Source organism: Melissococcus plutonius ATCC 35311, from assembly GCF_000270185.1.
GTDB classification, from domain to species: domain Bacteria; phylum Bacillota; class Bacilli; order Lactobacillales; family Enterococcaceae; genus Melissococcus; species Melissococcus plutonius.
Window position 1 is genome coordinate 604,331 of record NC_015516.1, and the last position, 12,755, is coordinate 617,085.

The 12,755-nt window shown below is 31.3% G+C and carries 14 protein-coding genes and 1 pseudogene; all 15 read left to right on the forward strand.

The genetic code is table 11. The annotated features are described in order from the left end of the window. Window positions 1–516, forward strand: a complete 516-nt coding sequence (accB, locus tag MPTP_RS02540) for an acetyl-CoA carboxylase biotin carboxyl carrier protein (protein WP_013773480.1) — start codon at window positions 1–3, stop codon at window positions 514–516. Window positions 517–518: 2 nt separating this feature from the next. Further along, complete coding sequence (fabZ, locus tag MPTP_RS02545; RefSeq protein ID WP_013773481.1) at window positions 519–941, forward strand: 3-hydroxyacyl-ACP dehydratase FabZ; 423 nt, start codon at window positions 519–521, stop codon at window positions 939–941. Window positions 942–948: 7 nt separating this feature from the next. Continuing rightward, window positions 949–2,328: an acetyl-CoA carboxylase biotin carboxylase subunit gene (locus MPTP_RS02550; protein WP_013773482.1), complete on the forward strand. Its 1,380-nt coding sequence runs from the start codon at window positions 949–951 to the stop codon at window positions 2,326–2,328. A 6-nt stretch (window positions 2,329–2,334) separates the two neighbouring features. Further along, the gene (accD, locus tag MPTP_RS02555) at window positions 2,335–3,222 is read left to right on the forward strand and encodes an acetyl-CoA carboxylase, carboxyltransferase subunit beta (RefSeq protein ID WP_013773483.1); all 888 of its coding nucleotides are present in this window, start codon (window positions 2,335–2,337) and stop codon (window positions 3,220–3,222) included. Then, complete coding sequence (locus MPTP_RS02560) at window positions 3,203–3,991, forward strand: acetyl-CoA carboxylase carboxyl transferase subunit alpha (protein WP_013773484.1); 789 nt, start codon at window positions 3,203–3,205, stop codon at window positions 3,989–3,991. The genes accD and MPTP_RS02560 overlap by 20 nt, the downstream gene beginning before the upstream one ends. 391 nt (window positions 3,992–4,382) lie before the next feature. After that, window positions 4,383–4,910: a YqeG family HAD IIIA-type phosphatase gene (locus tag MPTP_RS02565; RefSeq protein ID WP_013773486.1), complete on the forward strand. Its 528-nt coding sequence runs from the start codon at window positions 4,383–4,385 to the stop codon at window positions 4,908–4,910. After that, on the forward strand, window positions 4,907–6,016 hold the full coding sequence (gene yqeH, locus MPTP_RS02570; protein WP_013773487.1) for a ribosome biogenesis GTPase YqeH: 1,110 nt from the start codon (window positions 4,907–4,909) through the stop codon (window positions 6,014–6,016). Before MPTP_RS02565 ends, yqeH begins: the two co-directional genes overlap by 4 nt. A gap of 23 nt (window positions 6,017–6,039) precedes the next feature. Then, entirely contained in the window at window positions 6,040–6,351 is a 312-nt protein-coding gene (yhbY, locus tag MPTP_RS02575) for a ribosome assembly RNA-binding protein YhbY (RefSeq protein WP_013773488.1), read from the forward strand. Between the two features lie 24 nt (window positions 6,352–6,375). Then, window positions 6,376–7,026, forward strand: a complete 651-nt coding sequence (locus MPTP_RS02580) for a nicotinate-nucleotide adenylyltransferase (RefSeq protein ID WP_013773489.1) — start codon at window positions 6,376–6,378, stop codon at window positions 7,024–7,026. Continuing rightward, window positions 7,013–7,621 carry a bis(5'-nucleosyl)-tetraphosphatase (symmetrical) YqeK gene (gene yqeK / locus MPTP_RS02585; protein WP_013773490.1) on the forward strand — a complete coding sequence of 203 codons (609 nt, stop codon included), beginning with the start codon at window positions 7,013–7,015 and terminating at the stop codon, window positions 7,619–7,621. The genes MPTP_RS02580 and yqeK overlap by 14 nt, the downstream gene beginning before the upstream one ends. 11 nt (window positions 7,622–7,632) lie before the next feature. Beyond that, window positions 7,633–7,980 carry a ribosome silencing factor gene (gene rsfS / locus MPTP_RS02590; RefSeq protein WP_041363298.1) on the forward strand — a complete coding sequence of 116 codons (348 nt, stop codon included), beginning with the start codon at window positions 7,633–7,635 and terminating at the stop codon, window positions 7,978–7,980. Then, window positions 7,970–8,708, forward strand: a pseudogene (locus tag MPTP_RS02595) (class I SAM-dependent DNA methyltransferase). The gene rsfS and the pseudogene MPTP_RS02595 overlap by 11 nt, the downstream one beginning before the upstream one ends. Window positions 8,709–8,967: 259 nt before the next feature. After that, window positions 8,968–9,996: a nucleotidyltransferase gene (locus MPTP_RS02600; protein WP_013773494.1), complete on the forward strand. Its 1,029-nt coding sequence runs from the start codon at window positions 8,968–8,970 to the stop codon at window positions 9,994–9,996. Between the two features lie 266 nt (window positions 9,997–10,262). Continuing rightward, entirely contained in the window at window positions 10,263–10,991 is a 729-nt protein-coding gene (locus MPTP_RS02605) for a YebC/PmpR family DNA-binding transcriptional regulator (RefSeq protein ID WP_013773495.1), read from the forward strand. Window positions 10,992–11,508: 517 nt separating this feature from the next. After that, the gene (locus tag MPTP_RS02610) at window positions 11,509–12,543 is read left to right on the forward strand and encodes a DUF916 and DUF3324 domain-containing protein (protein WP_013773496.1); all 1,035 of its coding nucleotides are present in this window, start codon (window positions 11,509–11,511) and stop codon (window positions 12,541–12,543) included. The last annotated feature ends 212 nt before the right edge of the window (window positions 12,544–12,755 follow it).

The following is a 12,755-nucleotide window of genomic DNA, read 5'->3' on the forward strand; positions in this document are numbered from 1 at the left end:
ATGGAATTAAATGAAATAAAAGAACTCTTAAATCAGTTCGATCAATCAGATTTAACAGAATTTGATTTAAGAGATCATTCTTTTGAGTTATATATGAATAAAAATACAGATACACGAAAATCACCAACAGAAACTGCTGGAAAAATTGAAGAATACCCATCTGAAACTTCCTTGACAAATAAAAAAATAAAGCAACCGACGGTTGTTGAATCTTCAACAACAAAGACTGCAACTGAAACGGTTACTAAAACTACTCCTATAGCTAAAGAAAATGCAGAAAATATTGTTTCACCAATTGTTGGTGTGGTTTACTTAAAACCAGCACCAGATAAAGAAAATTATAAGCAAGTTGGGGACCCAGTTAAAGCAGGAGAAGTAGTTTGTATTATCGAAGCAATGAAATTAATGAATGAAATCACCGCCCCTGTAGATGGTACAATTGGTGAAATTCTAGTTGAAAATGAAGCGATTGTTGAATTTGGACAACCTTTATTTCAAGTGATAAAGGGAGGATAATTATGTTAAATAGTAAGGAAATTATGGCTATCATTCCACATCGTTATCCATTTTTATTGCTTGATAGTGTTGAGGAAATTATCGATGGAAAAAAAGTGATTGCTAAAAAAAACGTAACAGTTAATGAGCCATTTTTTCAAGGGCACTTTCCAGATGAGCCAGTTATGCCCGGTGTTTTGATTGTTGAAGCACTTGCACAAGCAGGTGCAGTGGCACTTTTATCTAAACCAGATTTCAAGGGGAAAACGGCTTATTTTGGCGGTATTGAAAAAGCAAAATTTAGAAAAAAGGTAGTTCCAGGAGATACTTTAATATTAGAAGTTGAGATAACAAAAATTCGATCTGTTGCTGGACTAGGTAAAGGCATAGCAAAAGTCGATGGTAAAAAGGTAGCGGAAGCAGAATTGACCTTTATGATTGGATAGGTGAGATATGTTTTCAAAAATTTTAATAGCAAATCGTGGTGAAATTGCTGTTCGGGTGATTCGTGCTTGTCATGAGCTTGGCATTCAGACAGTTGCTGTCTATTCAGAAGCAGATAAAGAAGCACTACATACACAACTTGCAGATGAAGCAATTTGTATTGGTTCAGCAAAAGCAGCTGATTCATACCTTAATGTACAAAATATATTAAGCGCGGCCATACTTACAAATGCACAAGCTATTCACCCAGGTTTTGGTTTTTTATCTGAAAATAGCCAGTTTGCTTCTATGTGTGAAGAATGTAATATTACATTTATTGGACCAAAAGCTGAAACGATCGATGCTATGGGCAATAAAACAAATGCAAGACGGTTAATGATAGAAGCAGATGTGCCGGTAACTCCTGGAAGCAAAGGAACCATTCATTCAACTGAAGAAGCACTCAAGGTGGCAAAAGATATTGGATATCCAGTGATGTTAAAAGCAGCTGAGGGAGGTGGAGGCAAGGGTATTCGTCGAATCTATTCAGAAGAAGATCTTATCCAGCATTTTCCAGCTGCACAGCAAGAAGCAAGAGTATCTTTTGATAATGATGATATGTATTTAGAAAAGATCATTTATCCAGCTAGACATATAGAAGTTCAAATTTTAGGGGACAAGTATGGCAATGTCATTCATCTCGGTGAAAGAGATTGTTCTTTACAACGGAATAATCAAAAAGTACTTGAAGAGTCACCTTCACCTATCATCTCTCAGAAAGAGCGAGAAATTTTAGGGAAAACAGCAGTTAAAGCAGCAAAAGCTGTTCACTATGGAAGTACTGGCACGATTGAATTTTTGATGGATACTGATAAAAATTTTTATTTTATGGAAATGAACACACGTATCCAAGTTGAACATCCGGTAACTGAAATGGTTACAGGAGTTGATTTAGTAAAAGAACAAATAAAAATAGCGGCTGGTGAAAAATTATCATATAAACAAAAAGATATTCATTTAACAGGGCATGCTATTGAATGCCGGATTAATGCAGAAAACCCAGCATTTAACTTTGCTCCCTCTCCAGGAACAATTCATAATTTATTTCTTCCAAGTGGCGGTTTAGGTTTAAGGGTAGAAAGTGCTGTTTATTCTGGTTATACTATTCCACCTTATTATGATTCAATGATTGCAAAAATAATCGTTCATGGAAAAGATCGATTAGAAGCCTTAATGAAGATGCAACGAGCATTGAATGAAATTATTACAGAGGGAATTATTACAAATGCTGAATTTCAGTTAGATTTAATCGCTCATCCAGATGTTTTAGCTAGCAATTATACAACAAGTTTTTTACAAGAGACTTTTCTACCCGGCTGGACAGCGGAAAGTACTAGTCAAAAGGAGTAATCGTATATGGCATTGTTTAAAAAGAAAAAGTATATTCGAATTAATCCAGAGCACTCGTCAAAAAAACAAGAATCTCATAAAAAACCGTCTGTTCCAGATAATATGTGGGCTAAATGTCCGAATTGTAAACGAACATTGTATACTAAAAATATAGGTGAAGAAAAAATCTGTCCTCATTGTAGTTATAGTTTTCGTATTGGTGCTTGGGAGAGAATTTCCTTAACTGTTGATGAAGGAAGCTTTGAAGAATGGGATAATGAGGTTATAACAAAAGATCCATTGGAATTTCCTGGATATTTGGATAAAATTCAAAAAATACAAGAAAAAACGGATCTTTCGGAAGCTGTTTTAACTGGAACAGCATTAATTGATGAACAAAAAATAGCTATTGGTGTAATGGATTCAAACTTTATTATGGGAAGTATGGGAACAGTTGTTGGTGAAAAAATAACACGTCTTTTCGAGAAAAGCACAAAAGAAAAATTGCCAGTAATTCTATTTACAGCTTCTGGTGGTGCTAGAATGCAAGAAGGCATTTTCTCACTGATGCAGATGGCAAAAGTTTCAAGTGCCTTACAACGTCACAATCGAGCTGGATTGTTATATATTACAGTATTGACTGATCCAACTACAGGTGGCGTAACAGCAAGTTTTGCGATGGATGGTGATATTATTTTGGCAGAGCCACAAAGTTTAATTGGTTTTGCTGGACGACGAGTAATTGAACAGACCATTCATCAAGAATTACCAGAAGATTTTCAAAAAGCTGAATTCCTTTTAAAGCATGGATTTATTGATCGAATTGTACCTAGAAATCAAATGAAACAACAGTTAAGTCAACTTATTCATATGCATAGTATGAAAGGATGGTTGGATGAAAAAGAAAACGATTAATGAAATTTTAACCATTGCTAGATCGCAAGATCGTTATACAACCATTGAATATATTGAGTCAATTTTTGATGATTTCATTGAATTACATGGTGATCGTCATTTTGCAGACGATGCTGCAATCGTTGGCGGTATTGCTACCTTGCAAAATAAGCCTGTAACTGTGATTGGTATTCAAAAAGGACGCGATTTAACTGAAAATATAGAGCGTAATTTTGGTTCACCTCATCCGGAAGGCTATCGAAAAGCAATGCGTTTAATGAAGCAAGCCGAAAAATTCCATCGTCCGATCGTTACTTTTATCAATACTGCCGGTGCTTATTGTGGTGTTGATGCTGAAGAACGTGGTGAAGGAGAAGCAATTGCTAGGAATTTAGCTGAAATGTCAGATTTAAAGGTACCTATTATTGCTATTATTATTGGTGAAGGAGGTAGTGGAGGAGCTTTAGCTCTTGCAGTTGCTGATGAAGTATGGATGTTGGAACACTCCATCTATGCTATTCTTTCACCAGAAGGGTTTGCATCAATTTTATGGAAAGATGTAAATCGATCAATTGAGGCAGCTGAATTGATGAAAATTACTGCCAATGAATTAAAAGAGTTAGAAGTAATTGATAAGGTAATTCCAGAAACTTTTAATGGTGAATTGATGGAACAAAATAAAATTAATCGAATTTTACAGAAATCTCTTGTTCATAAATTAGAAAAATTATCTGAATTAGACACAGATGAACTTTTGGAAAATCGTTATCAGCGTTTTAGAAAATTTTAGTGATTATGTAATGGAAATAATAAATATGGTTAAAAAAATTTATCATTTTATACTATTTTTATTGTTTACACTTGTAATAGATAAAAATGTTAACATGAATAAATGATTTAGAGAAATTTTAAATTTCTTATTTTTTCCATTTTTGTTATCTAATGTTTTTAATGAGATAGCTGTAGATCTAGATGTCATAAGTTAACTAGATTTTATATTAAATCGGATATCTTTTTTAACATTAAAACTATTTATAGAAACTCTAGAAGTTTTTTTAAAATTGCAGTATAATAGCAATTAAAGGTTGGGAGTTATCCCAACCTTTAATTTTCTTATTTTGCTATACAAACACTAAAAAATAATGATTGATTATTACATATAAAACATATAAGGAGTCAACATGTTTTCAAAATATAAACCGACTTGGATGGTAAACGCAATTTATGAAATTACACCTGCACAGTTAAAGCAATTGGGAATTAAAGCTATTTTAACAGATTTAGATAATACGTTAATTGCTTGGGACAATTTAGATGGAACAGAAGAATTGCTAGCTTGGATTAATGAAATGAAAGAAGCCGAAATGCCAATTTTAGTTATTTCAAATAATACATCTAGTCGAGTAAAACGTGTCGTTGAAAATCTCAGTTTAGATTATGTTGCAAGAGCATTAAAGCCGACAACACATGGTTTTAAGGTTGCTCAAAAAAAATTAAATATGAAGCCAGAAGAGTTAGTCATGGTGGGTGATCAGATTATGACAGACATTCGTGGTGCAAATGCGGCTGGTATTCGTAGCATTCTCGTTCAGCCTATTGTTAATACAGATAATTGGAATACAAAGATTAATCGGTTTTTCGAACGAAAAATAATGAATTATTTAACTAAGAAAGATCCTGATATGATTTGGAAAGGTGGTTTGAAATGAACGATCAAATTCAATGTATTGGTTGTGGAGCAATTATTCAAACGGAAACACCAAAAAAATTAGGTTATTTACCAAAATCAGCCTATGAAAAAGGAAAAGAAAAGCAAGAGATATACTGTCAACGTTGTTTTCGCTTAAGACATTATAATGAAATTCAGTCAGTAGATTTAACAAACGATGACTTCTTACGTTTATTAAATGAACTGAATAAAGAAGATGCTTTAATTATCAATTTAGTGGATATTTTTGATTTTGATGGTTCACTGATTTCTAGTTTATCACGTTTTGTTGGAAATAACCCAATTTTATTGATTGGAAACAAACGAGATATTTTACCAAAATCACTGAAAAAACACAAACTCATAAAATGGATGAAAGAACGTGCCTATGATGAGGGGCTACGACCAATTGATATTCAGTTAATAAGCGCAAAAAATCCATCTGAAATAGTTGAGCTTTTAGAAACAATCGAGTATTATCGAAATGGAAGAGATGTCTATATTGTTGGTGTGACAAATGTAGGTAAATCTACGTTGATTAATCAAATTATTAAGCAAACATCTGGAGAGGAAGAGGTCATTACAACTTCACAATTTCCAGGTACTACGTTAGATAAAATTAAAATTCCGTTGGCAGATGGCCAATTTTTGATTGATACACCGGGCATTATTCATCATTATCAAATGGCTCACTATTTAGGAAAAAAAGAATTAAAGAAAATCATGCCTAAAAAAGAAATTAAACCTAAAATTTATCAATTGAATGCAGGACAAACCTTATTTTTTGGTGGAATGGCACGTTTTGATTTTATTATGGGTGATAGAAATTCATTTATTGCTTATTTGGCAAACGGCCTAACCATTCATCGTACAAAAATGGCAAATGCAGATGCCTTTTATGAAAAACACTTAGGTGGATTACTTGAACCACCTAATCAAAAAGAAGTTGCTGATTTTCCAGAACTTGTTCGCTATGAATTTTCTATTAAAGAAAAATCAGATATTGTTTTTTCAGGACTTGGTTGGATTACTGTTACCTCACCGGGAATTGTTGCTGGTTGGGCGCCTAAGGGTGTTTCTGTTTTGAAGCGAAAAGCATTGATTTGAGTAGGAAAGAGGGAAATTTGAGGATGGAACTTAGAGGAAAACAAAAACGCTTTTTAAGAAGTAATGCGAATCATCTACAACCAATTTTTCAAATTGGCAAAGGTGGTTTGAATAAAGAAATGATAAATCAAATGAATGAAGCATTGGAAAAGAAAGAACTTATTAAAATAAGCTTATTACAGAATACAAATGAAATAACTGAAGACGTAGCACAAACCTTAGAAGCTAGTATAAATTGTAATGTAGTTCAGATTATTGGCCGTGTGTTAGTTTTATTTAAACCATCAACAAAGGAAAAATATCAAAATCTATCTCGTAAAGTCAGCAGTCTTTAAAATAATTGGGAAGGAAGGAGAAAAATGCAGCCAAGAGCTAAAAATTCCATCGAAACTAATGTTTTAGTCAAAGAAAAATCAGAAACTTCTCAAAAACGAAAACAAATAGGAATTCTAGGTGGTAATTTTAATCCTGTTCATATTGCTCATTTAATGATCGCAGATCAAGTCCGACACCAACTTGGATTAGATAAAGTTTATTTGTTGCCTTCTTATTTACCTCCACATGTTGATGAAAAAAAGACAATTGACAGTAGGCATCGCTTGGCAATGCTTGCACTTGCAACTAAAAGTAATCCATTTTTAGAGGTGGAACCGATAGAATTGCTTCGTAAGGAAAAGAGTTATACATACGATACAATGAAGTGTCTGACAGAAAGAAACCCAGAGATAGATTATTATTTTATTATTGGTGGTGATATGGTAGAATATTTACCAAAATGGCATAGAATTGATGAATTAATCTCACTCGTGCAATTTGTAGGTATTGAAAGACCACATTATATAAAGCAAACACCATATCCAGTCATTTGGGTAGACACACCTCAGCTAGAAATTAGTTCAACCATGATTCGAAAGAAGATTAAAGATGGCTGCTCTATTCGTTATCTTTTGCCTGATCTTGTGATGGATTATATTGAGGAGAAAGGACTCTATTTAGATGAGCTGGACTGAAACTTATACAATCGAACAACGTGATGATCTAATTCAAAAAATACAAAAAAGTTTAAGTGAAAAACGTTTAAAACATGTATTGAGAGTTGAACAATCTGCTTTGGCTTTAGCTGAAAAATACGGTGTATCTAAGAAAAAAGCAAGCATTGCTGCACTTGTTCATGATTATGCAAAAGAAAGACCAGATGATGATTTTAGAAAAATTATCAAACAAGAAAACTTAAGTCCTGAATTATTAAATTATGGCAATGAAATTTGGCATGGTGCTGTTGGAATTTTCATCATTCGTCAAGAACTTGAGATTGAAGATAAAGAGATTTTAGAAGCAGTTCGTTTACATACAACTGGTGCTGCTAAGATGAGTACATTAGATAAAATTATCTATGTTGCTGATTACATTGAAGAGGGACGTTCGTTTCCAGGAGTAGAGGAAGCACGTACCATCGCTTTTATAGATTTAGACGAGGCGGTTGCTTATGAAGCAAAGCAGACACTTATCCATTTGATTGAAAACGAACGGAAAGTTTACCCTAAATCACTTGAAACTTATAATGAATGGGTTGTAAAGTATAAAAATAGGAGGGAATTACCATAAATAGCCAACAAATTTTAGAAATTGCTGTTAAGGCAGCAGATTCAAAAAAAGCACAGAACATTGTTGCATTAGACGTAAGAAAAATTTCTTTTTTGGCAGATTATTTTGTGATCTGTCAAGCAAGTAATGAACGTCAAATTAATGCAATTGTGGATGAGGTAGTAGAACAAGAAGAAAAAAATCAAGTAGAAATAAAACGAATAGAAGGAAAAGATAGCAAGAAATGGATTTTAATTGATCTAGGGGATGTAGTTGTCCATGTTTTTCAAGATTCAGAACGTGAATTTTATAATTTAGAAAAATTATGGTCTGATGCACCAAGCGTTGATCTTGATGGATGGCTAAAAGATGGCTTATGAGACTTTTTCTTATATTTATGATGAAGTCATGGATGCTGCACTTTATCAAGAATGGTTAGCTTTTACTAAACGTCATTTGCCTAAAAAAACTAAAAAAATCTTAGAATTGGCATGTGGAATAGGTGCTTTGGCAGTTGCTCTATCTAAGGCTGGTTTTGACGTGACAGCTTTAGATTTGTCGTCAGAAATGTTAAGTATTGCGAATCATCGGGCAATTTCTGAGTTGGTTTCCATTCAGTTTGTTGAAGGAAATATGCTAGATCTTTCAAATATTGAACAATATGAAGCTGTAACTTGTTTTTCAGATTCCTTGTGTTATATGGAAAATCTGCAAGAAGTGCAACAGGTATTTAATGAAGTTTACAAAATACTAGACAAAGATGGATTTTTTATTTTTGATGTACATTCGATTTTTCAAATAGATAAGATATTTCCGCAATACAATTATCATTATCAAACAGATGATTTTGCTTTTTTATGGGAAAGTTATTCTGGTGAAGATGAGCATAGCATTGAACATTTTCTAACTTTTTTTTGTGAAAGAAACGGAAGAGTCACAAAATTTTGTTCGTTTAGATGAATTGCATCATGAGCGCACCTATGCATTAGATGATTATTTAGGTAGTTTAAGAGAAGCTGGATTTAAAGATATAGCTGTTTATTCAGATTTTTTAGATGTTTATCCATCTGAGAAAAGTAAACGTTGGTTTTTTGTTTGTCAAAAATAGCATAAATAGAACATGAAATGTTTATTTGTAAGGTGAAACAATGAATGATTGTTTCACCTTTTGTGTCATTGATAAAATTAGGCAAATAGTTATACTGTCTAATAATGTTTGCCATTTTCTATTAAATATCAGCTCAAACATATTCAATAAAAATGTATTCATTATCAAATTTATTATTTTTGATTTAACAGAATTAATCATTGAGCAAACTATAGTTTTTAAAAAATAGTTGAATGCTTGAGATAAAAAGGAGAAAATCATGAAATCTTGTGGGATTATTGCTGAATATAATCCTTTTCATAATGGCCATCTCTATCAATTATTAGAAGCAAAAGAAAGAGCAAAGGCCGACCTTTTGATTGTCATTATGAGTGGGAACTTTTTGCAACGAGGAGAACCTGCCTTGCTAGATAAATGGGTCAGAACCTATGAGGCATTATCAAATGGTGCTGATTTGGTGATTGAATTACCCTTTGCTTGGGCAGTTCAATCGGCGGATTATTTTGCTAAGGGAGCGATTAAACTGCTTCATGCCTTAAATTGTGAGGCACTTTGTTTTGGTACAGATAGTTCTGAAGAAATAAACTATGCTGAATTTGGTGAATGGATTGTTAATAATCAATCATTGATCAATGCTAATTTTATAAATTTGTCTAAAAAGTCATTAAGTTATCCAAAGAAAATAGAATTGGCTTTACAACAATCATTTCCTGAAAAAAAAATTGATCTTTCTTCTCCAAATCATATTTTAGGGTTAAGTTATGCTAGGGAAAATGCTTTGTATAAAAATCCAATGGATTTATATCCATTAAAAAGAATACAAACTAATTTTCATGATAGAAAAATTACCAATAAAATTGCTAGCGCTACAGCAATTCGACTGGCATACCAAAAAAATGAATTGGAAAAAGTAGCAGTTGCTGTTCCTGAAGTTACTTTTAATGATTTAAACAATCAACCAGCGGTAACATGGAATAGTTATTGGCCTTTTTTGAAATATCAATTAATGAATCAATCATTATTAGAATTAAATCAAATCTATCAAATGAATGAAGGCATTGAACATCGATTGCAAGAAGCAGCCTATAAAGCAAATGATTTTACTACATTTATTGAGGAAGTTAAAACAAAACGCTATACGTGGACCAGATTACAACGTCTTGCTGTTTATATACTAAACAACATAAAAACACAGGAAATAGAAATGGCCTGGGAAACAAATTATCTTCGTATTTTGGGATTTAATTGTAAGGGACAAACTTTTTTTAAAAAAACAGAAAAAAGATAGCCAATTACCAATTATCTCAAGAGTATCTAAGGAAAATCACCAACAGTTATCTCTGGATATCCGAAGTAGTCGTATTTATCAATTAGCAACAAAAAAAATAGTTGAACAAGATTTTGGACGAATACCTATTCAATATTTATCAAAAAAATAAAAAGGACTTAACAAATGATGTCATTCTAAGTATAATTACATCATATGTTTCATTATTGGTTAATAAAAATAATTTATTGATATTAATATAGAAAATGAGAAAGTGAAGTGAAATTATGGGTCGTAAATGGGCAAATATTAAAGAAAAAAAAGCGGCAAAGGATGCAAACAATAGTCGAATTTATGCCAAGTTTGGTATTGAAATTTATGTAGCGGCAAAATCAGGAGAACCTGATCCATATGCAAATCAAAAGTTACGTTTTGTTATTGAACGTGCTAAAACTTACAATGTACCAAAACACATTATTGATCGTGCTATCGAAAAAGCAAAAGGTTCAGGTGATGAGCAATACTCAGAATTACGTTATGAGGGATTTGGACCAAATGGTTCAATGGTGATTGTTGATACTTTAACAAATAATGTCAATAGAACCGCTGCAGATGTTCGTGCTGCTTTTGGAAAAAATGGTGGTAACATGGGTGTTAGTGGAGCAGTTTCTTATATGTTTGACCACACTGGAATTATTGGATTTAAGAGTAGTGATCTAAATAATATAGATACCATTCTTGAATATTTGATGGAAAAAGAAATAGATGTTCGTGATATCGTTGAAGAAGAAGATCAAGTCATTGTTTATACAGAACCAGAAGATCTACATAGGGTACAAGAATTATTAAAAGAAAAAGGAATAGAAGAATTTTCTGTTGCAGAATTAGAGATGATTCCTCAAAATGAAGTAATATTAACGGGTGACGATCTTGAAAAATTTGAAAGAATGCTTGATGTTTTAGAAGATTTGGAAGACGTTCAAAAAATATATCATAACGTCGAAATTAATGAATGATTTACTCAATTATTTAATAAAAATAATTAAATAATTGATTATACGAATTAAATAAAAGGAAATAAATGACTTTTTTGTTATTTCTAGATGATTTATTTAAAAAATTATTGATATTACATAAATAATTATTAAAAATTGATTGAACGGCACTTTGTTAATTGGATTGGTATTTACTCAATTCAATTATAATCAACATTCTAACAAAAGTTTTATTTATATAAACATAAATAGCAATAGAGATATTTTTTGTCTTATTTCTGTTTATGTTTATTTTTTTTACCTTATTTTAAAGAAAAAACCCAAAATAAAAGATAGTAATAAAAAATAATAAGAGAAGAATCTTTTGATTCAAATGAAATATTTTACTTTCTCTTTTTCTCATTATAAAATTTTAATATATTGGTTGTGTTACCAAAGTATTTTTTCAACTAACTTTGTAATAAAAATGACTTATGTATTTTTAATATTTACAATTGGGAATTTCATTGATTGAAACATCAATAAAGGAGGAGATAAATTGTTTAAAATAACAAGAAGTTCTTTTTTTATTAGTTGTTTCTGTTTTTGCTTTTTTGCTTTTTTCTTTAATAAAGAAATCGTTCAAGGAAAAGAAGGCAATTTTTCAGCACAAATTATTGCAATTGATCAAGAGAAAAATCATTCTGAAACAAGCTTAGATTTAAAAATGAACCCAAGTGAAAAAAAGAAGCTATTGATTGAATTAAAAAATAATACAAATCAAGAAACAATCGTTCAAGCAAAAATTGTTACAGCTAAAACAAATGATAATGGCAATATTGATTATTCATTAAAAAATATGAAACAAGATCATTCAGCAGCAATTACTTTTAATGATTTAGCAACGTTATCTGATGAAGACATTTCTCTCTCAGGAAATGAAAAAAAGCAAATAGTCTGTGAAATAGAAATGCCTAGTATGGGATTTGATGGTGAAGTTTTAGGTGGCATCTATTTTGAAGAAGAATCAGAAGATCGTATTTTACCAATCAATACACATTTTTTTCAGGTCATTAAAGTATTGGTCAATGAAACAAATAAAAAGGTAGCACCTAAATTGGAATTGGAAAAGGTAATGATTGCTCAAAGAAACCGTAGAAATGTTGTTTTGGTGAATATTCAAAATACACAACCAGCAATTGTTGAAAATTTAGATATTAAAGCAAAATTATATTATGAAAATGAACAAAAACCACGTTATAAGAGTCATCAATCTCAATTAAAAATGGCACCAAACACAAATTTTGATTATAAAATTGATTTAAAGGCACAACCATTTCTTGCTGGACATTATAAAGTAAATGTTCAAGCCGTCAATAATAATCAAATTTGGCATTGGGAAGAAAAATTTACTATCAATAAAAAAGAAGCACAAAAATATAATTCAACAGCGATAAAATTAACATCAGATAAACAAGCTAGAATTCCAACAGTTGTCATTATAGAAGTAGTTATTTTATTTTTTATTTTAATTGGTGCTTTAGCTTATTCCCTTAAACAAAAATACCAAAGATCAAAAAATAATGAAAGTTAATTTGTTTTTTTATTCGATAATTCAAATGGATAAAAGCTCATGTTCGTTAATGATCAAAATGAAAGATTTTGTAGGGTTATTTTCAAATTAAAATGTTATCTTCAAATTAAAATTATAAAAATACAAGGAAAAAATCATAAATTATTCACAATTATTGATTATTATATACACATACCAACAAACAATCCTAACAAAACACTTTTTCATTTTTA

Excerpts from the sequence above, each read along its gene's own strand:
- MPTP_RS02605 (WP_013773495.1), top strand. The coding sequence starts at position 10,263 with ATGGGTCGTAAATGGGCAAATATTAAAGAAAAAAAAGCGGCAAAGGAT.
- accB (WP_013773480.1), top strand. The coding sequence starts at position 1 with ATGGAATTAAATGAAATAAAAGAACTCTTAAATCAGTTCGATCAATCA.
- accD (WP_013773483.1), top strand. The coding sequence starts at position 2,335 with ATGGCATTGTTTAAAAAGAAAAAGTATATTCGAATTAATCCAGAGCAC.
- MPTP_RS02560 (WP_013773484.1), top strand. The coding sequence starts at position 3,203 with ATGAAAAAGAAAACGATTAATGAAATTTTAACCATTGCTAGATCGCAA.
- MPTP_RS02580 (WP_013773489.1), top strand. The coding sequence starts at position 6,376 with ATGCAGCCAAGAGCTAAAAATTCCATCGAAACTAATGTTTTAGTCAAA.
- yqeK (WP_013773490.1), top strand. The coding sequence starts at position 7,013 with ATGAGCTGGACTGAAACTTATACAATCGAACAACGTGATGATCTAATT.
- MPTP_RS02550 (WP_013773482.1), top strand. The coding sequence starts at position 949 with ATGTTTTCAAAAATTTTAATAGCAAATCGTGGTGAAATTGCTGTTCGG.
- yqeH (WP_013773487.1), top strand. The coding sequence starts at position 4,907 with ATGAACGATCAAATTCAATGTATTGGTTGTGGAGCAATTATTCAAACG.
- MPTP_RS02565 (WP_013773486.1), top strand. The coding sequence starts at position 4,383 with ATGTTTTCAAAATATAAACCGACTTGGATGGTAAACGCAATTTATGAA.
- MPTP_RS02600 (WP_013773494.1), top strand. The coding sequence starts at position 8,968 with ATGAAATCTTGTGGGATTATTGCTGAATATAATCCTTTTCATAATGGC.
- fabZ (WP_013773481.1), top strand. The coding sequence starts at position 519 with ATGTTAAATAGTAAGGAAATTATGGCTATCATTCCACATCGTTATCCA.
- yhbY (WP_013773488.1), top strand. The coding sequence starts at position 6,040 with ATGGAACTTAGAGGAAAACAAAAACGCTTTTTAAGAAGTAATGCGAAT.